The organism is Marinobacter sp. 2_MG-2023, assembly GCF_030546935.1.
In the GTDB taxonomy this organism is placed as follows: Bacteria; Pseudomonadota; Gammaproteobacteria; order Pseudomonadales; family Oleiphilaceae; genus Marinobacter.
On the sequence record NZ_JAUOPH010000001.1, the window covers coordinates 79,548 to 98,943 of the forward strand.

Annotated in this window: 20 protein-coding genes; 13 read left to right on the forward strand and 7 right to left on the reverse strand. The window is 53.5% G+C overall.

The genetic code is table 11. The features are described from left to right. Positions 1 to 15: 15 nt before the first annotated feature. Positions 16 to 255, reverse strand: coding sequence for a sulfurtransferase TusA (tusA, locus tag Q4501_RS00410; protein WP_303593230.1), 240 nt, complete (start codon positions 253 to 255; stop codon positions 16 to 18). An 84-nt stretch (positions 256 to 339) separates the two neighbouring features. On the opposite strand from tusA, the gene Q4501_RS00415 reads away from it, so the two are divergent. The 10 genes from Q4501_RS00415 (at position 340) to Q4501_RS00460 (ending at position 9,670) form a co-directional block, all read left to right on the forward strand. Further along, positions 340 to 630, forward strand: coding sequence for an antibiotic biosynthesis monooxygenase (locus tag Q4501_RS00415; protein WP_303593232.1), 291 nt, complete (start codon positions 340 to 342; stop codon positions 628 to 630). A gap of 326 nt (positions 631 to 956) precedes the next feature. Beyond that, positions 957 to 2,387: a cytochrome-c oxidase, cbb3-type subunit I gene (gene ccoN, locus Q4501_RS00420; RefSeq protein ID WP_303593234.1), complete on the forward strand. Its 1,431-nt coding sequence runs from the start codon at positions 957 to 959 to the stop codon at positions 2,385 to 2,387. Between the two features lie 14 nt (positions 2,388 to 2,401). Further along, positions 2,402 to 3,010 (forward strand): cytochrome-c oxidase, cbb3-type subunit II, encoded by a 609-nt coding sequence (gene ccoO / locus Q4501_RS00425; protein WP_216009182.1) that lies wholly within the window; start codon positions 2,402 to 2,404, stop codon positions 3,008 to 3,010. Positions 3,011 to 3,014: 4 nt separating this feature from the next. Beyond that, complete coding sequence (locus tag Q4501_RS00430) at positions 3,015 to 3,200, forward strand: cbb3-type cytochrome c oxidase subunit 3 (RefSeq protein WP_216009183.1); 186 nt, start codon at positions 3,015 to 3,017, stop codon at positions 3,198 to 3,200. Next, positions 3,197 to 4,087, forward strand: a complete 891-nt coding sequence (gene ccoP / locus Q4501_RS00435) for a cytochrome-c oxidase, cbb3-type subunit III (protein WP_303593236.1) — start codon at positions 3,197 to 3,199, stop codon at positions 4,085 to 4,087. The genes Q4501_RS00430 and ccoP overlap by 4 nt, the downstream gene beginning before the upstream one ends. Before the next feature lie 136 nt (positions 4,088 to 4,223). Beyond that, a complete protein-coding gene (ccoG, locus tag Q4501_RS00440) occupies positions 4,224 to 5,654 on the forward strand; it encodes a cytochrome c oxidase accessory protein CcoG (RefSeq protein ID WP_303593237.1) in 1,431 nt (476 codons plus the stop codon). A gap of 47 nt (positions 5,655 to 5,701) precedes the next feature. Then, entirely contained in the window at positions 5,702 to 6,217 is a 516-nt protein-coding gene (locus Q4501_RS00445) for a FixH family protein (protein ID WP_303593238.1), read from the forward strand. Next, positions 6,214 to 8,676, forward strand: coding sequence for a heavy metal translocating P-type ATPase (locus Q4501_RS00450; RefSeq protein ID WP_303593239.1), 2,463 nt, complete (start codon positions 6,214 to 6,216; stop codon positions 8,674 to 8,676). The genes Q4501_RS00445 and Q4501_RS00450 overlap by 4 nt, the downstream gene beginning before the upstream one ends. A gap of 50 nt (positions 8,677 to 8,726) precedes the next feature. Continuing rightward, the gene (gene ccoS / locus Q4501_RS00455; RefSeq protein ID WP_368496880.1) at positions 8,727 to 8,984 is read left to right on the forward strand and encodes a cbb3-type cytochrome oxidase assembly protein CcoS; all 258 of its coding nucleotides are present in this window, start codon (positions 8,727 to 8,729) and stop codon (positions 8,982 to 8,984) included. Next, positions 8,981 to 9,670: a sulfite exporter TauE/SafE family protein gene (locus tag Q4501_RS00460; protein WP_303593242.1), complete on the forward strand. Its 690-nt coding sequence runs from the start codon at positions 8,981 to 8,983 to the stop codon at positions 9,668 to 9,670. Before ccoS ends, Q4501_RS00460 begins: the two co-directional genes overlap by 4 nt. Before the next feature lie 46 nt (positions 9,671 to 9,716). On the opposite strand, the gene ttcA is transcribed toward Q4501_RS00460, so the two are convergent. Beyond that, positions 9,717 to 10,637 carry a tRNA 2-thiocytidine(32) synthetase TtcA gene (gene ttcA / locus Q4501_RS00465; protein WP_303594309.1) on the reverse strand — a complete coding sequence of 307 codons (921 nt, stop codon included), beginning with the start codon at positions 10,635 to 10,637 and terminating at the stop codon, positions 9,717 to 9,719. A gap of 72 nt (positions 10,638 to 10,709) precedes the next feature. Here ttcA and Q4501_RS00470 point away from each other — a divergent pair, with 72 nt between their 5' ends. Genes Q4501_RS00470 through Q4501_RS00480 form a run of 3 tightly spaced genes read left to right on the forward strand, consistent with a single transcriptional unit; the run spans position 10,710 to position 13,123 of the window. Next, the gene (locus Q4501_RS00470; protein ID WP_303593245.1) at positions 10,710 to 11,372 is read left to right on the forward strand and encodes a TetR/AcrR family transcriptional regulator; all 663 of its coding nucleotides are present in this window, start codon (positions 10,710 to 10,712) and stop codon (positions 11,370 to 11,372) included. 45 nt (positions 11,373 to 11,417) lie between these two features. After that, the gene (locus Q4501_RS00475) at positions 11,418 to 12,095 is read left to right on the forward strand and encodes a DNA-J related domain-containing protein (protein WP_303593247.1); all 678 of its coding nucleotides are present in this window, start codon (positions 11,418 to 11,420) and stop codon (positions 12,093 to 12,095) included. Further along, complete coding sequence (locus Q4501_RS00480) at positions 12,092 to 13,123, forward strand: polysaccharide deacetylase family protein (RefSeq protein ID WP_368496883.1); 1,032 nt, start codon at positions 12,092 to 12,094, stop codon at positions 13,121 to 13,123. Before Q4501_RS00475 ends, Q4501_RS00480 begins: the two co-directional genes overlap by 4 nt. 5 nt (positions 13,124 to 13,128) lie before the next feature. Here the strand turns inward: Q4501_RS00480 and Q4501_RS00485 are convergent, their stop codons facing one another. The 5 genes from Q4501_RS00485 to Q4501_RS00505 all read right to left on the reverse strand — a co-directional run bounded on the left by Q4501_RS00485 (position 13,129) and on the right by Q4501_RS00505 (position 19,359). Next, entirely contained in the window at positions 13,129 to 14,097 is a 969-nt protein-coding gene (locus Q4501_RS00485) for a MalM family protein (protein WP_303593249.1), read from the reverse strand. A 35-nt stretch (positions 14,098 to 14,132) separates the two neighbouring features. After that, positions 14,133 to 15,758: an OmpP1/FadL family transporter gene (locus Q4501_RS00490; RefSeq protein WP_303593251.1), complete on the reverse strand. Its 1,626-nt coding sequence runs from the start codon at positions 15,756 to 15,758 to the stop codon at positions 14,133 to 14,135. Between the two features lie 39 nt (positions 15,759 to 15,797). After that, a complete protein-coding gene (locus Q4501_RS00495; RefSeq protein WP_303593252.1) occupies positions 15,798 to 16,808 on the reverse strand; it encodes a transporter in 1,011 nt (336 codons plus the stop codon). A gap of 60 nt (positions 16,809 to 16,868) precedes the next feature. Further along, the gene (locus tag Q4501_RS00500; protein ID WP_303593254.1) at positions 16,869 to 17,669 is read right to left on the reverse strand and encodes a C39 family peptidase; all 801 of its coding nucleotides are present in this window, start codon (positions 17,667 to 17,669) and stop codon (positions 16,869 to 16,871) included. A gap of 229 nt (positions 17,670 to 17,898) precedes the next feature. Next, entirely contained in the window at positions 17,899 to 19,359 is a 1,461-nt protein-coding gene (locus tag Q4501_RS00505; RefSeq protein ID WP_303593256.1) for a DASS family sodium-coupled anion symporter, read from the reverse strand. Between the last annotated feature and the right edge of the window lie 37 nt (positions 19,360 to 19,396).

The following is a 19,396-nucleotide window of genomic DNA, read 5'->3' on the forward strand; positions in this document are numbered from 1 at the left end:
GCCGGGGAAATCGATTCAGGCGCCACGACGTATGTAATAAATAAAGCGCTCACCCTGCTCCGTGTGACTTACCAATTCATGCCCCAGGAACTGGCAGAATCTCGGCACATCCCGGGTCGTTGAAGGATCTGTTGCAGTAACTCTCAGGACCCCCCCCGGCGCCACGTCCTTGATGCGATTATGAAGCATCATCACAGGCTCCGGGCAAAACAACCCACACGCATCCAGCTCGGCGTCATATTCCACAGCGCTCACAAACCCCCTCCTTCTATTCAGTCTGTATTTTCAAAAATACGTGCTAAATTACTGTTTATACCATTAAAACAGCTGGAGGTTCACATGATCCGGGTTCTGATTGAACGACATATAGCGGAATCACTTGAGACTGCTTACGAGGAACGCTCCCGCAGGGTTCTGCAACGAGCAGTGGCCGCCCCGGGATTTATTTCCGGCGAAACACTGGTTGACAGCCACGATGCCAATCATCGCATCACTCTTGCCAACTGGCGCTCTGAGGCCGACTGGACCCGCTGGTACCAGTCTGCTGATCGTCGCAATCTGATGGCAGAACTGGTGCCGATGATGGACAAGGATGAAACCATAACGGTACTAGAACAAAGCGGTGTCTGACCAGAATAAGCACAGACCGGGCCGGCCATGCTCTCTACGAAACTAAAGCCCGTGGCAAAATCAAGCCGTTACTGCCTAAAAATAAAGCAATTTCTCCCTATAAAGGGGAGCGTCTTTGCTCTTAATCAATTTTACAAAGTTCAACTTGAACTCCTCCGGCGCTATCATAGAGCCTCAGCTTGCAGAGCGTTCCAAAACAACGCCATGCTACTGATTCGGGCGCATTTGATGAATGTCAGGAGTTGATCCGCGTCATTGCAAACAGCTAATGGTTTCTCCATACTTGCGCCCGCATAATTCCCCACTCTGAACCCATTGGTAAGGCTATGAGCACACAAAATCCGAACCTGACATATAACTACAAGGTGGTGAGACAATTCGCCATCATGACAGTGGTATGGGGTATTGTTGGCATGGCGCTGGGCGTGTTGATTGCAGCACAACTGGTTTGGCCATCCCTCAACCTCGATCTGCCGTTTACCCATTTCGGTCGTCTAAGACCGTTGCATACCAACGCCGTCATATTCGGCTTTGGTGGTAGTGCCCTGTTTGCGACATCATATTATGTGGTTCAGCGCACCTGCCAGACACGCCTGATTTCTGACAAACTTGCAGCCTTTACCTTCTGGGGCTGGACCGCGATCATCGTGTCTGCGGCAATTACCCTGCCAATGGGTTTAACCAGCACCAAAGAATACGCAGAACTGGAGTGGCCGATTGATATTGCCATTGCCGTGGTCTGGGTTACCTATGCTCTGGTGTTCTTCGGCACCATTACCAAACGCAGCACTCCACACATTTATGTGGCCAATTGGTTTTACGGCGCGTTCATCATTACCATTGCAGTACTGCATATTGGTAACAACCTGGCGTTGCCAGTCAGTGCATTCAAGTCTTACTCCGCTTATGCCGGTGTAACCGACGCAATGATGCAGTGGTGGTACGGCCATAACGCCGTAGGCTTCTTCCTCACTGCAGGCTTCCTGGGCATGATGTACTACTTCGTTCCCAAGCAGGCCGGACGCCCGGTTTACTCGTACCGCTTGTCAATTGTTCACTTCTGGGCACTGATCGCCACGTACGTATGGGCCGGTGGTCACCACCTGCACTACTCTGCTCTTCCTGACTGGGCCCAGACCGCCAGCATGGTCATGTCACTGATCCTGCTTGCTCCTTCCTGGGGTGGCATGATCAACGGCATGATGACCCTCTCTGGCGCGTGGCACAAACTGCGCACCGACCCTATCCTGCGTTTCCTCGTGGTTTCCCTGTCGTTCTACGGCATGTCCACCTTTGAAGGCCCGATGATGTCCATCAAGACAGTCAACGCGCTGTCTCACAACACTGACTGGACCATTGGCCACGTGCATTCCGGCGCTCTGGGCTGGGTTGCAATGATCAGTATCGGTGCAATTTACCACCTGATTCCCAAGCTTTGGGGCCTCAAGGAAATGTACAGCACAAGCCTGGTCAATGTGCACTTCTGGCTGGCGACAGTCGGCACCGTATTGTACATCGTTGCAATGTGGGTCAACGGCATCATGCAAGGCCTGATGTGGCGCGCAGTCAATGATGACGGCACCCTCACCTACAGCTTTGTGGAAAGCCTTGAAGCATCCTACCCGGGCTACTTCGTGCGCTTCCTTGGCGGTGTCATCTTCCTCGCCGGCATGCTGTTCATGGCTTATAACGTCTACATGACCGTGCGCCAGAAAGAAGCTGCTGCCCAGGACAACGCCGCAGTTCAGGCGGCGTAACGGAGAGAGACCAGATGAAACACGAAATTGTAGAAAAGAATCTAGGTCTGATGATTGTATTTATCATCCTGACCATCAGTGGTGGCTTTCTGGCGGAAGTAGTTCCTTTGTTCTTCCTGAAGAGCGTCAACGAGCCCATCGAAGGCCTGGAGCCGCTGTCGGCACTGGAACTCGAAGGTCGTGACATCTACATCCGCGAAGGCTGTCACGTGTGCCATACCCAGCAGATCCGTCCGTTCCGCGCGGAAACCGAGCGCTACGGGCACTACTCCGTTGCGGGCGAATTTGTCTACGAGCGCCCGTTCCTGTGGGGTTCCAAGCGCACGGGGCCAGACCTGGCCCGTGTTGGTGGTCGTTATTCGGATGCGTGGCAACGTCAGCATCTTTATAACCCGCGCAGCGTGGTCCCCGAGTCCAACATGCCTGCATTCCCGTGGCTGTTCGAAGATGTAGTAGATCACAAAGGCACTGCAGCCAAGCTTTCTACACTGCAAACACTGGGTGTGCCCTACACTGACGAGCAGATCGCAGCGGCAGCAGGTGAACTGGAAGGCACGTTTGAAATCGAGGCCCTGGTCGCATACCTGCAGCAGTTGGGCACCGTACTTTCAGAAAAACGGTGATTTGATGGACATTAACGAGTTACGCGGCATGCATACCCTTTTAGTGATGGCGGTTTTTATCGGCATCATCTGGTGGGCGTTCAGCGCCCATCGTAAAAAGGCAAATGAAGAAGCTGCCCACCTTCCATTCGATGATGACGAAGTGGAAAAGCGTACTCTTGAACAGGAAAAAACGGAGAAAAAACAATGAGTACCTTCTGGAGCATCTGGATCAGTGTGATCGTGCTCGGTACCGTTTTTGGTTGTGCCTGGCTACTCTTCGCAACCCGTAAGAGCCAGACAACCGATGTGGAAACCGACCGTACTATGGGTCACTCCTTCGACGGCATCGAAGAGTATGATAATCCACTGCCGAAATGGTGGTTCTATCTGTTCGTAGCTACCTGCATCTTCGCCCTTGGCTACCTCGCCCTCTATCCGGGCCTGGGCAACTACAAGGGTCTCCTGAACTGGACATCAACCAATCAGTGGGAAGCAGAAGTAGCCAACGCTGAAGAGCAGTACGGTCCGATCTTTGCCCAATACGGTCAAACCCCGGTACCAGAGCTTGCAGAGGACGAAGAGGCACTGAAGATCGGCCAACGCCTGTTTGCAAACAACTGTGCGGTCTGCCACGGCACTGCCGCTCGTGGCCAGGTTGGCTTTCCCAACCTGACCGATGGTGACTGGCTGTGGGGCGGCACTCCCGAGGCTATTCTGGAAACCCTGCATAATGGTCGAATGGGCAATATGCCAGCTAAAGGTGTGATGCCTAATATGACCAACGAACAGGTAGACCAGGTGGTCAACTATGTTCTCAGCTTCAGTGGTCGGGAAAAAGATGCCGATGCCGCTGCTGCCGGTGAAGCTGTATTTGCTCAGGGTTGCGTCGCTTGCCACGGCCCGGAAGGCAAGGGAATGGCAGCGCTTGGCGCACCTAACCTGACAGACAACGTCTGGCTGTATGGCTCCAATTACGAGTGGATCAAAGAGACTGTTCTACACGGTCGCCAGAACGAGATGCCTGCACAAGGTGGTCGCCTGTCCGGCGATCAGATTCAAATTCTGGCTGCGTACGTTTACAGCCTCTCCAACTGACTTTCCTGCCGGGCATCCAGCCCGGCTTGGTCTGTTCAACCCTGTGTCTGCGTGCGGGCACAGGCTTGAAAAGATCAGCACCAGCCAGCCTGCAAAGGCACCTGCGCCGGAATTAAGACTCCATCTGGAGATACCCATGAGCAATGAAATCCCTGTCAAACAGGTTGATCCCTCCTCGGAACCCTCGGGCAAAAAGAAGCCAGAAGAAACCGTAGAGCTATACGCCAGTCGCAAGAAAATCTACGTCAAAGAAGTTACGGGCCTGTTCCAGCGTATCCGTACGATCAGCCTGCTACTGCTCATGGGCATGTACTTTCTGTTCGTCTGGCTCACGCTCGACGGAAACCCGCTGATTCACTTCGACTTGCCGGCCCGGGAATTCCATCTGTACGGGGTTACTTTCTACCCCAAGGACTTTTTCCTGCTTTCAGGCATGCTGATCATCTGTGCCTTTGGCCTGTTTTTTATCACCACCCTGTTCGGCAGAGTATGGTGTGGCTATACCTGTCCTCAAACAGTGTGGACATTCATTTTCATGTGGGTTGAAGAGCGCATCGAAGGCAGTCGCAACAAGCGCATGAAACTGGACAAAGCACCTAACTCCAAAGAAAAACTGATCAAGAAATCAGCCAAACATGCAATATGGCTGGTCATTGCTCTCATGACCGGGCTGACATTTGTCGGGTACTTCTACCCGATTCGTGAGCTGATCGCTGACATTTTCACGTTCGAGGCAAACGGTTGGGCCTATTTCTGGGTGACTTTCTTCACCGTAGCCACCTATCTGAATGCGGGATGGATGCGTGAGCAGGTTTGCCTGTACATGTGCCCGTATGCCCGCTTTCAATCCGTCATGTTCGATCCGAACACCCGCATCGTGTCCTACGACCCCAACCGCGGTGAGCCTCGTGGTGGTCGTCGGAAGGAGGTCAAACCAGAAGAAGTTGGCCTTGGTGACTGCATTGATTGTGGACAATGCGTGCATGTGTGCCCTACAGGTATCGATATCCGTGACGGCCTTCAGTATGAGTGCATCGGTTGCGCCCTGTGTATTGATGCCTGTGACGAAATCATGGACAAAATGGACTACCCTCGCGGGCTGATTCGTTACACCACCGAAAACGAGCTCGAAGGGAAGCCCTCGAAACTTCTGCGGCCCCGTACATTTGGTTATGGTGCAGTTCTGACCGCCATGATCACTGCGATCATATTTGTGATCGCAACCCGTGTACCGGCGCAAATGGACGCTCTGAGAGATCGCGGCGCACTTTTCAATTTTAATGGCGAGGGACGTATTGAGAATTCCTACACCCTGAAAATTGCAAACATGTCAGAAGTTCCGCAGACCTTTACTTTGTCTGTAGCGGGCCTGGATGGCATTCGCATTCTGACGCAGGTGCAGATAACGGTAGACAGCGGCGAAAACCGTTCATTGCCAACCGTTGTGGACGTACCACCGGAGTCCATTCCACAATCAAATAACGAAATAATTTTCCATGCGCAGTCTGAAACGGATTCTTCACTGAAGCTGGAAACCGAAAGTCGATTTGTCGGTCCAACTCAGTGACCCACTTGGTCGCTGTTGGAAACCCGTAAAAAACGAGACTGAGCACTATGAAGCAAGAAGTACCTGTAGCACCCTGGTATCGGCAGCCCTGGTTCTGGTTTCTGACCATAGCGCCGCTATCGGCAATTACCTTCAGTATGTTCATGCTGGTCGTGGCATCGAACATGGACGATACGATGGTTACCGATGATTATTCAAAGGAAGGCCGGGGCATCAACCTTGAAATAGCCCGTGATCAGGCTGCCAAAGACATGGGTCTGAGCGCCGATATGGTGTTCGAGGACCGCAGCATCCTGTTGAACGTTAACACTCAGGAGGGGCCTGCGGATTTCCCCTATGTGGTGCTTAATCTGTTTCATCCAACGCTGTCACAAAAGGATCGAACCATTCAGTTCCGAAGTGACGGAAACGGCCATTATACTGGCACCATGCTGCAAGATATTGATGGCCGATGGTATTACGACCTCCGCGGACCGGACAATCAATGGCGCCTGAAAGGTGAAGCCTGGCTGCCCGCCAAAGCCAACCTTCATATGGGTCCCAAAGGCTCCGCGCAAGGGTGACCCCCCTGGATTGCTTCCATTGCGGCGAACCGGCAGGCGGTGAGCCGCCGATTACACTCCAGATTGATGGCCAGACCCGCTTTTTTTGCTGCCAGGGCTGTAAGGCCGTGTGCCAAACCATTTATAACGAAGGTTTGACCGGCTTTTATCAGCTCCGCACAGAAACAGCTGTCACACCCCGTCAGCTGACCGATTCCGAGCTGGACCGTCTCAGAGAGCTGGATCATCCCCTTGTACAGCAAGCCTTCGTTGCTCCGGTTAAAGGCGGGCAGGAAGCTCAGCTTTTGATCGGAGGCATTACCTGCGCTGCCTGCATATGGTTGCTGGAAAACCATATGAAAAATCAACCGGGCGTGCTCTCCTTTTCTGTAAACCATACAACCCAGCGGGCGCGACTCGTATGGGCTCAGGATAAAGCTGCGCTGAGTGATTTGCTGATCGCCATTCACGAACTCGGCTACACCGCCCGCCCCTATCAGTCAGATGCAGTTGAAGATCAGCTGAAAGCAGAACACCGATCTATGTTGATCCGGCTGGCCATTGCCGGTATTGGCAGTTTCCAGAGCATGATGCTGGCTTTCCCTCTTTACTTTGAACTGATCAGTGGTCTGTCGCCGGAGTTTGTGTCGTTTTTCCGTTGGTTCAGCCTGCTGGTAGCCACGCCGGTTGTGTTATACAGCGCTGCGCCTTTTTTCAAAAATGCAAAACGCGACATCAGAACCCGTCATCTGACCATGGATGTGCCTGTAGCAATCGCAATTGGGCTCGCTTACCTTGCCAGTGCCTGGGTCACCGTCATGGGCGGTGAAGAGGTCTATTTTGAATCCGTTTGTATGTTCACGTTTTTTCTGTTGCTCGGCCGCTATATTGAGGTGCAGGCCAGATATCGTGCGGGGCTCACAGGCAACGCGCTGGCAGGATTCCACCCCACCGTTGCAACGCGGGTGAACGGCGAAGACACTGAAATCATACCAGCCCATCAGGTAAAGCCAGGAGACGTAGTTCGAATCAGGCCTGGCGAAACTCTCCCGGTAGATGGCGTTATTCTTCGGGGGCAGTCCACTCTCAACGAATCCGCACTGACCGGCGAGTACCTGCCGGAAACCCGCGTATCTGGTGACAGGGTCCATGCCGGAAGCATCAATGGGGAAAACCCATTGGATGTTAAGGTGGAAAAATCCGGAGCCCAGACGCGCCTTTCGGGCATCTTGCGAATACTGGATCGCGTGCAATCTGAAAAGCCCCCCGTCGCCCGTATGGCCGACCGCATTGCCGGCAAGTTTGTCGGACGGGTGCTTATTCTTGCACCCGTCGTATGGCTCGGTTGGTGGCTTGCGGGAGCAGACAATGCGTTCGATATTACACTTTCGGTTCTAGTCGTGACCTGCCCCTGCGCGCTCTCTCTCGCAACCCCTACCGCTATAACCTCGGCTACCGTGAAATTACGGCGTCTCGGGTTTCTGCCCACCCGGGGCCATGCGCTTGAGACCATGAATACTATCGATACGGTGGTTTTCGATAAAACCGGCACCCTGACCCGGGGCGAGCTGAGCCTCATTGATATCCACGTTGTCGGCAGCAAGGACAAAGATACCTGTCTGCGATTGGCAGCCGGCCTCGAGCGCCATTCAGAGCATCCGATTGCAAGGGTGTTCCACAACCGCCCGGCAGCGAGCATCGATCATGTGAGCAACCACCTGGGTGGCGGTCTCTCGGGCCGCTCTGGTGACCAGTCGTTTTTTATTGGCCACAGAGATTTCGTAGCGCAACACATGAGCGCGTCGGAACCTGAGTCTGAAGCGCATACAGGTATGGAAATCTGGCTGGCGTCAGATGATGAGTGGCTGGCCTGTTTCCGCCTGGATGACCAGCCGCGGACAGACGCCGCACAAGCGATTAAAGCTTTACAGGACGCAGGCATTCGAACGATTCTTCTGAGCGGTGACCGGTCCGGCCATGTCCGGCAGATTGCTGACATGTTGGGCATCGACGAAGCGATCGGCCAGGCCTCGCCGGAGGAAAAACTGGATGTCCTTAACAAGCTGAGATCCGAAGGGCGTCAGGTTATGATGGTCGGAGACGGCCTGAACGACCTCCCCTCCATGGCTGGAGCCGGCATTTCTGTCGCCATGGGCACCGCAGCGGATCTCACTCAGCTAAAAGCGGATGCGGTTCTGTTGAACGGACAGTTGATGCAATTGGTGGCAGCATTGAATACCAGCCGCCGTACACGGCGAATCATCCGCCAGAATATGACATGGGCGCTGGTATATAATGTCTGCGCTCTTCCGCTGGCAGCCGCCGGCCTGGTTCCGCCCTGGCTGGCAGCAATTGGTATGTCACTCAGCTCATTGATTGTTGTATTGAATGCGTTACGCCTCGGCACAGAAAACCGCTCCGAAAGTCTCGGCAAACTGCGGAAAGAAGATTCGAAATTTGGCGCACAAGCAACGCCCTGATACCGTAAACTCCTGTCCCTAACTATGAGGTTTATTCCGTGGAAATCGTAATGTTCCTGGTCCCGGTGATGCTGATCCTGGTGGTGATGGGCATGCTATTGTTTTCCTGGGCAGTCAAAAATGGCCAGTACGATGACCTTGAGGGGCCGGCGCACCGCATTTTGTATGACGACGACAAAGACATGATCCCGGACGAAGCACGCACAGATAAGCGTGAACGGGCGGAGGCGCAGCCTGATGAGGACGCCAGTGCAAAAGAAACCGGGGAACAGGAAAATAGTACCGGGGAAAAACCTGGCCGCACATGAACCCGGAACTGTATCTTAGCTATCCCAGTGCATTCATTATCGGCCTGTTAGGCAGCACCCATTGCCTGGGCATGTGCGGGGGCATTAGTGCGTCTCTTTCCATGGCTTTGCCGGTCGGAAAGGGTTTTCGCCTGCGTCAGTCCCTGCTGCTAATGGCCTTCAATTCCGGTCGAATCGCAAGCTATGCATTGATTGCAACATTGGTGGCACTATTAAGTACATCCGCCGCGAATCAATGGACCGAACTGGGCCTCGCCTTGCGCACAATTGCGGGCTTGCTGCTGATATTCATGGGGCTATCCATGGGGCAATGGTGGCAAGGTATCCGTTATGTAGAGCGTATCGGAGCTCCACTCTGGAAGCGGTTGTCGCCGATTACCCGCCGCCTCCTTCCAGTCAATAACGCTGGCCAGGCACTTGCCCTTGGAGCTCTTTGGGGATGGTTACCCTGTGGGCTCGTATACAGCACCCTTGGCTGGGCGGCTCTACAACCGACGGTGGGCTCGGCTGCGCTCACCATGGTATTTTTCGGGCTGGGAACCCTGCCCTCCATGCTGGCGACCGGCTATGCAGCAAGCTGGATCAGTGGTCTGAAAAGCAATCAGATGTTCCGTAAATTCACCGGAGCCATGTTGATTCTTTTCGGGCTATGGACGCTGCCGGTAATGTCTGTAATCGCCCATTAAACCAGATCTCCTGGCTCAACTTGCAACCGAGTTCACAGCCCTCTTCTCAGATGTTCAAAACATCCAGGCGACCAAAGTTCTGCTCTGGCTCCTGCGTCGGCATGGCCGCCTGCACGGTAGCACCTGACGAGCCTGGGCGTTTGCCGCCACCGAAGTCGTACAGGCTGGTATCGGCAAGGTGTGATGGCTCTACATTGCGCAAGGCTCCGAACATGCTTTCAAGCCGTCCAGGGTGCTGTTTATCCCACTGCTGCAACATATCCTTGATAACCTGACGTTGCAGGTTTGCCTGAGAACCACAGAGATTGCAGGGAATAATAGGAAACTGCCTCAGCTCAGCGTAACGGGCAATATCTTTCTCACGACTATAAGCCAGCGGACGAATGACCGTATTCCGGCCATCATCACTATGCAGCACCGGCGGCATGGTTTTAAGCTTGCCGCCGTAGAACATATTGAGAAACAGAGTTTCCAGAAGATCGTCGCGGTGGTGCCCCAGCGCAATCTTGGTCACGCCCTGCTCTTCCGCGAAATTGTATAGAATACCGCGGCGCAACCGCGAACATAGTCCACAGGTAGTTTTACCCTCAGGCACCTTGTCCTTGACTATACTGTAGGTATCCCGTTCGATGATGTGGTATTCGATACCCAGCTCAGCAAGATAACCCGGTAGAATCTCTTCCGGAAAACCCGGTTGTTTTTGATCGAGGTTGACTGCAATCAGCTCAAATGAAACCGGCGCACTTTTCTTCAGGTTGAGCAGGATGTCCAGCATGGCATAAGAGTCCTTGCCACCAGACAGGCAACACATTACCTTATCGCCTGCTTCAATCATCGAGAAGTCAGCGATCGCCTGACCAGCTTCCCGGCGCAGTCGTTTCTGCAGCTTATTCTGCTCTACTTTCCGGGAACGTTCGTATTCAGCGTCAGGGGTTTGATTTGAGCTTTCTGTTGTAGCGTCGAGCATATTGACCGTGTTCATCGGGAAAATGGTCACCAGATTATACGCATCACAGCATTTCATGGACAGGACACAGCAATGGATATGTTGAGTTCAAAAAAAGAAGTTATGGGTAAAAGGGAACAGAACAGCTTGCGCAACCGCCAGGCCATTCTGTCTGCTGCACGCGTCTGTTTTAAAGAGCTCGGGTACGAAAATACCACTATCCGCGATCTTATCAGAAAGACAGATCTGGCCTCTGGCACCTTTTATAATTACTTCCGAAGCAAGCGGGATATCTTTGCCGCGTTACTGGCTGACTTTCTGGGTGGTCTGAATGAGCACCTGATTCAATCCCGCCGCACAGCTAATACCGCAGAAGAATTTATTCACCGCTCATATTTGGCCCTCTATAGCGCAACCGCACGGGACCCCCTGGTTTATGAACTGGCTCACCGCAATGACCGTGCACTGAACGAGCTGTTTGGCTCCGGTATCCTCCGACTGATCATGATTTCCCTCGAAGATGATGTACGGGATGCTGTGGAAAGAAAAGTTCTGCCCGACGTAGACCAGGATTACCTCTGTACTGCATTCTTTGGAGTCGCCTATGAAGCCAGCCTGGTGCTTGCAGGGCGGGTTCACGAGAATCCGGAACGGGGCGACGAAGAGGTTGCAATGGCGACCTGTTTTTCAACAACTCTGTTTATCGGCGGACTGGAGCGGCTAGCAGCTCTTCCCTGTGAGCGGCCACTGCCCTAACATTAGAGCCATGTTTACTTTCAGTATTACGGTCGAGCCGGGAGCGTGAAGAACACTCCGGCGTCCCCTGAGCGCTCCGGTCAGACCCCGTTAATCGAGTCTGGCGAAATGCTTGAACAGCAAATCCAGCACCTGCTGATTGCCGTTGAGCATGAACTCCGCGTGTCTCCCAATGGCACAGACGAACTCAATCTGATCAAGCGGCTGCAACGTGCGCCCTGGTGCCTGGTTGGAGACCTCGAATTCAATAACCCCAGCGAGCTCTATCCAGTACACTTTCTACTCTTTCATGTGCTGTATCGCCTGAGGGATACTCTGGCTAAGGCCGGCGAAAGCCTGACCATCTCACCCATGCGAATCAGTATCGACTGTCAGAAAACAGTCAGCGGCGACGGTCTGCCCGACGCTGTTGATAACCTGCGGAGTTTCTATCTGGATCTTTCTCAGTACGAACTTCCGAAAAATGCGATTGAGCAGATGATGGAGAGGTTCTGGGCTGGCTACCAAGGCGCAGCCCCCTCAGGCCCGGAAGTCCTGGCCGCTGCAAATACTCTCGGGTTCGAAGCAGTTCCAGACAGTTTCTCGACAACAAAGCAGGCATTTCGACGCGCCGTGATGCAAGCACACCCGGACCGGGGTGGAGAAACGGAGGCAATCCAGACACTCAATGAGGCGTTTTCCGTTCTGAAAACACATTTCAGTCAGATGATGGAGCAGACATGAGACGACAAAAACTCTGGAAACCTGTAGCCCTGTGGTCACTCATGTTGGGGAGTTTTTGCACAAAAGCGGACCTCGTCGTTCTCCAGTATCATCACATCAGTGATGCCACACCGCCATCCACCAGTACCTCTGTATCCCTGTTCCAGGCTCAGATTGAACTGATCAGGGATCTCGGTATTGAGGTTGTCGATCTGCCCTCTGCAACGGAAACGGTGTTCTCCGGAAATCCGCCAGCTGGCCAACGCATCGCTATTACCTTCGATGATGCCTACGAGTCGGTTTTCAGCGAAGGCGCAGATATCCTTGGTGAAAGCTCCCTGCCCTACACCATTTTCGTTGATACCCAAGCTGTCGGTAGCCACGGCTATATGACCTGGGACCAGTTACGGGAGCTTGCTGAGCGCGGCGGCGTTACCATTGCAAATCATACCGCCGGGCATGGACACCTGGCGAGAAAACCCGATGAAGCGAAAGAAGACTGGAAAAAACGGATAACCCATAGCCTGGATTATGCGCAGGCAACTCTTGAGAAACAGCTTGGAACAAGCGCGCCTCTGTTCGCGTACCCTTATGGCGAATTTGATCAAGCACTGGAGGCGGAGGTTGCGGAGCGTGGCTGGTTCGGGTTCGGGCAACAATCGGGAGCTATCGGCCCGCTATCGGGCAAGACCCGCCTACCGAGATTTCCCATGGCTAACGCTTACGGAAAACTTGACGGACTCGAAGAGAAGTTGAACAGCAAGGCATTTCCTATAGATACCAACAAGCTGCCCGATGGCATTGTAACCTCCAACCCGCCAACGCTGACATTGCCACCTTCAGACGCAATTCAACCCGAAAGGCTGACGTGTTTTGCCTCAGGTATGGGGCGCATAGAATTTGATGCCACAGATAAGGGAGTGAGTATCAAGGCTCCGGAACCCTTCAACAGCCGGCGGTTTCGTTATAACTGTACCCATCCTGCCGAAGACGGGAGCTTCTACTGGCTTTCACAGCAGTGGCTGGATCTCAGCCAACCGGAAGACTGAATCGACTACTCAGTCTCCACCATGATCAGCCCGAACTCGCCGGTGTTTATATGTGGTATTTTGCGGGGGCCATGACGCGTTTCGATAACTGTTTGCCCTTCCAGATCCTGGCGGCGGGTAAAGAGCACCATCCAGCGTTCCTCTTTGGATACCAGAACGGGAATCCGGGCTTCAAGATAGCCAAGGCGATGCCAGTTTTCGGGCTCAAAATCCGACACCAGATCCGTCACCAAACGAACAGGGTTGAGTTCGCTGTCCAGAAAAACTACCGAAGGCACAAAAACGCCTTTGGAAGCGTACGAACGCAAGCGCAAAATCCGGGCTTCGAATTTATCTCCGCGTGGCAGAGCAATCAGTTGATAGGGGCTTGCTCCGGTAAGAAACTGATGAACAGGAGAGTCGTCGGTCAGGCGGATACCGAATTCACGCCCTTCCTGCCATGATTCGTGATCTTGCGCATCCATTGCCTGGCAGCAAGTGTCGGAAAAATGCTCAAGGTAACCTTCACTACTCTCTTCGATTCCCAGAATGGCAAAGGCATCGGGGTCGCGACCATCTACGGTCTCAAGCGCCAAATGCATGTCGCCGGCGCGGTAGACCGTTGCGGGAGTATTCCCGGCGGGAGGCTCATCACCCTCCTTTTCGCCGTCTTTCGGGGTTTCCGGTCGATAGTATGTGGTTCTGACGTTACCCTCGGAATCACGCCAGGTGAAATAGGGCTGGCCATCTTCTTCACGCACATATCCTTTGCGCCTCAGTTCTTCCGCATCGGGGTAATTCGCAGACGTAAATTCGGTACTGTCTGGGCTCCGCTCAGGTTCGCCCTTGGGCGAGTAACGTACGCGACCTTGTTCATCTACCCAGGTAAAATAGCCTTCTCGGTCTGACACCGTAGAGCCACCAACCTGACAACCTGCCAGTAAAGCCCCGAAAGCGGCGCAGATAACAGCTCTCCGTACCTTGTATGCGTTCACTCAGACGCCCTTTTTGAAAGCAACACAGAGTGTCCTCAGAATTTCTTTCTGAAACTTAAACCGGCCATGACAACTCGCAATGAAGTTTTAACATCCAGCCCGGCGTAGGGGTTATAGATAATATTAGTAATGTTATCGCAGTTGAGGTTGCAACTGGTATCTGCCGGAATACTCTCAACAGAGTGTAAATAGCTGAGGTTCATATCAATTTCAGTATTTTTATCCCACTGGTACCCCATACCAACACTATAGAGGTTGGCGCCGCCAAACGGTGCCATCACCGAGCGCTGATCATCCGGTATCACCGAATCACGGATCTCAACACCTGCTCTCAGGTCAAGCCGGGATGAAGCATGAAACTCCATACCAAAAGCCCAGTTCCACTGGCTTTTGAACCCGAGGGGCAGCTTGAGGGTGTTAGGCGTGGCGTTGTCCGGAGACAGAATGCGTGCAGCATTAAGGAATTCCAGGTTCCGGTCAAAGCGAAACAGAAACGCATCCCACTGCGCGTAATCTGTCCACCCAATATCGGCGTTAAGAGTTAGTTTGGGGTGTACATCCACGCTGATACCGGTCTGGAAATGCTGGGGATAGACCAGATCCATACTGACATTACCGGCTTCCCGAGGGGCGCCGGAAGGCAGACTGAGAATGGCCGACGTAATCGCACCCAGAACCGATCCGTTAACACTCTGCCAGAACCCGGACCAGTCATCGGTATACTCGATTTCGAAAGTGCCCTTCATATTCATTTCGGCTTCGGAGGTATAGCTTGCCCCCCAGGAAAACCAGTCTACCGGATCCCACATCACGCCAAGCGTATAGGTGGGCGAAAGTGTTTCCTGAACGTTGATACTCAAGGCGCCGATGTCGTCCCAGGGGCCAACGTTACCGCCGCAAAGCGCCAACCATGGCTGCAGTGGCTCGTCGCCGCTTTCACAGTTGAACGCATCCTGAAGAATTTCTGCCACGCCCAGCAACATATTAGGCGCCCGCATATATTGATCCGCGGCAATACCCATATGGGACAAATGGATTCCGGCGCCCACTGACCACTCGTCATTGATCTTGTAGCCAACCGTTGGCGACAGGTACGTAGTACGTTGCAAGGCCGTTGCCTGGGGCTGGTAGCGGCCGGGATCATCTGTATCGCGGTAGAAACCTGCAGCGAGCGGCATATAAAAAGCGGTACCGAAGGTCAGCTTTGAACCCGGAGGATTGATCGTGAATCCACCCGAAGGTGCTATCGCCGGGCCCGGAGGGGTGCGAAGAATCCCGAACCCGGGAACATAAAGCGCAACGTTGTTGGTATGGCTGTGGGAGTTGGCAACAGGATCCCTCTGCTCGCCTGTATCCGGATCGATTTCCAGACCATCAATACCAAATATCTCATACCCATCCGGAGCCGTGAAATCGGCATCAATATCCAGATAGATGCTCATAAGATTCACTTCGAACTGACGACCTTCAAGCTTTGTCAGGCCCGCCGGGTTGTAGTGAATCGCCATGATTCCGGGTGGGTCTGCCGTAACCGCATTGCCTAAAGCCAATGCCTTCGGGTGAATGGTCAGGTTTTGTGCGAGCTGAGCCTGTGCTCCACATGAAAGTGTCGTTGCGACCATTGCCGCAAGAATCTGCCGCTGGTAGCTGTTATGTCCCATAAAATCTTTCCCTTCCCGTTAAATCGTCAGCGGCGCCAATCACTCTTTGAGGCCGGAGAAATTAATGGGCAGGGACACACCCAGGGAGAAGTCCGGAGCGTCCTCAGTCAGGCCGATACCAAGACTGGTGTTCACGATAGTGGTATCACTGACCCGGGTTCCCAGTGACATGCTCAGGAAACCTGTCATCTGGTCCTGCGCCATGGCCTGTTCGCCATTGGAGAAGGTCAGGATAGTTTCATCGCTATAGCTCAGCTGCGCTGAAATACTCAGGGATATGTCGTAGGAAAGTGAATAGGCGAATCCGGCAGAGCCCGAAATACCAAAACCTGGCTCAACCTCTTGCAGCAGGCGCGCACCGCGAACCTGCTGCAGGTCCTCCGCTGGCAGGTTGTAGGTTGCGCTCAAGGAGCCGAATACAACGACCGGATCAAGCACCTTTGACAGGCTCAACCCACCGCCAAGAGAGTAATACCCACTGCCGCTTGAAAGCTGTTCGGTGATATCTATTTCGTAGGGACTTACACCGGTCTTGGTGGTAAACGTCCCGAACAGGGTCGTCGACATCTTGCCCGGCACATAGGCAAACGGCTGCCAACGTCCGGTAAAGGAGATGTCACCAAAATCGTACAAATTCAGTTCGTCTTCAGTATCGTACTTAACGACCAGGGGAATCCTGGCGCCAACTGTGAGGTTATCCAGAAAGCCATAATCGTACGAGAATGAATTGGTAAAGTTATGGGTTGCCGAGGGCACCACATCAAGGTTGCGTACGGAGCCGTCGGTGATGGCAAGATCCAGTCTCTGATCTGCCGTATAGGAGTAATCAAACGAATAGTTGAGGGAGTGAGTGCCCTTTTTCTGAAGCGAATAGTTCTTTTCGGCCGCCTGAAAAACTTCCTCAAGCTGGCGCGACGAGTCTTTATCTCCCTCCTGTTTCGCGAGTGCGTCCCTCGCCTGATCTACATTTCCGTCCTGCGCCAGGGACATGCCCGGAAGCAAACCTGTCGCGGAAACAAGGATAAGACCTCGCACAAACCAACGATTCATCCTGACTCCCTTAATTTTTATTGGTTATGATCCTGAACCAGGCAAGCCGCCTGGAAATCGTTAATTGCGACGGTAGTGCAATTGTTTTCGGGTATTTTCGACACTGCCGTCGAGGTTGTTCTTCTGGCGCTCAAGCAAATTCTGAACGCGCCGGGCCGTGGCCTCGTGGAAGTCCGGTATGCGCTCCAGTGCCAGCAGCGTCATCGTCTGATCATCTATAAAACGCAGGTCTTCTTCTTTTAGTTCGAGGTTATCCAGGGGTTTATCACTGCTCGGGAAAACAATAAAAAGCACATTGTCATCCCACGTTTCTTCGAACTGGGCGAGCGTGAAAGACAGGTTTCCAACCGCAGGATCTGCAAGGTATACACGGCCGTCCCGTATGGTTCTGAGCACAACAAAGTGTTTAAAGCCTGCATGCTGGATAGGGACGATTGCGGGGTGGTCCAGGTCAATCAGGTCGTCGATTGTCGCGCGGAAACCACCCGATGGATAACCCAGTGCGGTGACAAGGCGCTTCATATCAAGCATGGAAAAAGCCCGGCGCGAAACGATGCGCTCACTTTCCCCATAATGCAGCAGACCTTCCATCACTTGACGCTCCGAGAGCGTGCGGCCGAGATAGAAATTCAGAACGGTTGTCAGCGCAGCGCTACCGCAGCTGTAGTCATACGCCTGACGCACAATATTGCGAAATTTCTGCTCCACCAGCGGCTCAATACGAAAATCGGTACTCAGCTTTGCAGGACTGGAATCGACTTGCTGTTCAATAACAACGGCCCCCCTTTCGTAGGGCTCTACCACAGTAGCTTCCTGCACCATGGCAAATGTAAGAACGGATCCAGCGAGCACCAGCAGCATGTCGGACGAAATCCCTGTTTTTATTAAATGCGACTTTATCGGGTTACATATTGTTACGGTAAGATACCGAAATAGCAGGGGGCTTAAAGATAACTGTGCCTCAAATCTGGCGGTGCAGCAGCGCGCTGCCCTTCGTATCTATGGAAGGCAGGTGAAAAGGGGCTTGGGGTGACGCAGGTGGTAAAAGTTCGGGAGAGCAGGCGCAAGGCATCTCGCGCCTGCCCGACTGTCAGATAGTAAAAATCATGTCCATAAGCAGGTAGCACAGCAGAGTCACCACCACGATGCCGGCAATGTTCAGCGCAAACCCTGCCCGGATCATATCGCGGATCTTCATGTGCCCACTGGAGAACACAATCGCATTGGGCGGTGTCGCAACCGGCATCATAAAGGCACAACTGGCAGCAATGGCAGCAGAGACCGTCAGGAGCAACGGCGAGCCGTCCTGCGACAGTGCAAGCGCCCCGAGTAATGGTAGAAAAGCTGCGGCTGTAGCCGTGTTGCTGGTCACCTCCGTGAGGAAAATAATCACCGTAACAACCAGCATGACCATGACGATCACAGGTAATGCGCTTGCAGCACCCATGCTCGAGGCAATCCAGTCTGCCAAACCGGAGCTACTGATAACACCCGCCATGGCCAAACCTCCACCGAAAAGCAAAAGAACATCCCAGGGAATGCCTTTGGCCGTTTCCCAATCAAGTACAAAACTCTGCTGGCGCACATTGACCGGAATGATGAACATGGCAATGGCCGCCGATACCGCGATCCCCGTATCCGTCAACCAGGGCGCGACGCTGGCCGACAGTAAGGGCCGGAAAATCCAGGCACTGGCTGTCAGTAAAAACACGACCGCAACCAGTTTCTCACCGCGGCTCATTTGGCCCATTGCCGTGAGCTCATCATTAATAGCCGAGCCGGCACCTTGCTGCGCCGTCAGACCAAAATCCGTGCGGGTCAGCCACCACCAGACGATACCCAGCATCACGATTGCAACTGGTACGCCGAGAAGCATCCACTGGGCAAATCCGACTGAAATTCCCTGAGTCTCGTTGAGATAAGCTGCCAGTAGCGCATTGGGAGGCGTCCCTATCAGCGTAGCAATACCCCCAATACTGGCGGAGTATGCGATGGACAATAGCAGTGCCGTAGCATAACGCTGTACGTTCTCCGGCTCGCCATTACCCATCATGCCAATAACCGACAAACCAATAGGCAGCATCATGATCGCAGTCGCGGTATTGCTGACCCACATGCTCAGAAACGCTGTCGCCAGCATGAAACCTGCAATCTGGCGCTTTGGCTCGTTGCCAACGGCCTTCAGCGTCATCAGGGCAATACGACGATGGAGATTCCAACGTTGCATCGCAAGACCCAGAGTGAAACCACCCAGGAACAGAAAGATAATTGGGTGCGCATAGGGAGAGGTTGCCTCAGAGATACTTCCGAGGCCAAGCCCCGGCACAAGCACAATAGGCAGCAGAGCGGTTGCGGGAATCGGGATAGCTTCGGTTGACCACCAGGTTGCCATCAGTAGCATCAGACCCATTGCCGACCAGGCCTCCACCGACATGGATTCTGGTGGCGGTAGAATTACCGTCATCAGAAGAAATCCGGCGCCGAGAACCAGGCCGATAAACCGACTTCTGGGGTAACCTCCCGCCTCTTCCTTCATCTGTTGTTCAGTCATGCAAACACTCCACTCCTCTTCGGAACATTCGGAGCCG

Excerpts from the sequence above, each read along its gene's own strand:
- Q4501_RS00415 (WP_303593232.1), top strand. The coding sequence starts at position 340 with ATGATCCGGGTTCTGATTGAACGACATATAGCGGAATCACTTGAGACT.
- ccoN (WP_303593234.1), top strand. The coding sequence starts at position 957 with ATGAGCACACAAAATCCGAACCTGACATATAACTACAAGGTGGTGAGA.
- ccoO (WP_216009182.1), top strand. The coding sequence starts at position 2,402 with ATGAAACACGAAATTGTAGAAAAGAATCTAGGTCTGATGATTGTATTT.
- Q4501_RS00430 (WP_216009183.1), top strand. The coding sequence starts at position 3,015 with ATGGACATTAACGAGTTACGCGGCATGCATACCCTTTTAGTGATGGCG.
- ccoP (WP_303593236.1), top strand. The coding sequence starts at position 3,197 with ATGAGTACCTTCTGGAGCATCTGGATCAGTGTGATCGTGCTCGGTACC.
- ccoG (WP_303593237.1), top strand. The coding sequence starts at position 4,224 with ATGAGCAATGAAATCCCTGTCAAACAGGTTGATCCCTCCTCGGAACCC.
- Q4501_RS00445 (WP_303593238.1), top strand. The coding sequence starts at position 5,702 with ATGAAGCAAGAAGTACCTGTAGCACCCTGGTATCGGCAGCCCTGGTTC.
- ccoS (WP_368496880.1), top strand. The coding sequence starts at position 8,727 with ATGTTCCTGGTCCCGGTGATGCTGATCCTGGTGGTGATGGGCATGCTA.
- Q4501_RS00460 (WP_303593242.1), top strand. The coding sequence starts at position 8,981 with ATGAACCCGGAACTGTATCTTAGCTATCCCAGTGCATTCATTATCGGC.
- ttcA (WP_303594309.1), bottom strand. The coding sequence starts at position 10,637 with ATGCTCGACGCTACAACAGAAAGCTCAAATCAAACCCCTGACGCTGAA.
- Q4501_RS00470 (WP_303593245.1), top strand. The coding sequence starts at position 10,710 with ATGGATATGTTGAGTTCAAAAAAAGAAGTTATGGGTAAAAGGGAACAG.
- Q4501_RS00480 (WP_368496883.1), top strand. The coding sequence starts at position 12,092 with ATGAGACGACAAAAACTCTGGAAACCTGTAGCCCTGTGGTCACTCATG.
- Q4501_RS00490 (WP_303593251.1), bottom strand. The coding sequence starts at position 15,758 with ATGGGACATAACAGCTACCAGCGGCAGATTCTTGCGGCAATGGTCGCA.
- Q4501_RS00495 (WP_303593252.1), bottom strand. The coding sequence starts at position 16,808 with ATGAATCGTTGGTTTGTGCGAGGTCTTATCCTTGTTTCCGCGACAGGT.
- Q4501_RS00500 (WP_303593254.1), bottom strand. The coding sequence starts at position 17,669 with ATGCTGCTGGTGCTCGCTGGATCCGTTCTTACATTTGCCATGGTGCAG.
- Q4501_RS00505 (WP_303593256.1), bottom strand. The coding sequence starts at position 19,359 with ATGACTGAACAACAGATGAAGGAAGAGGCGGGAGGTTACCCCAGAAGT.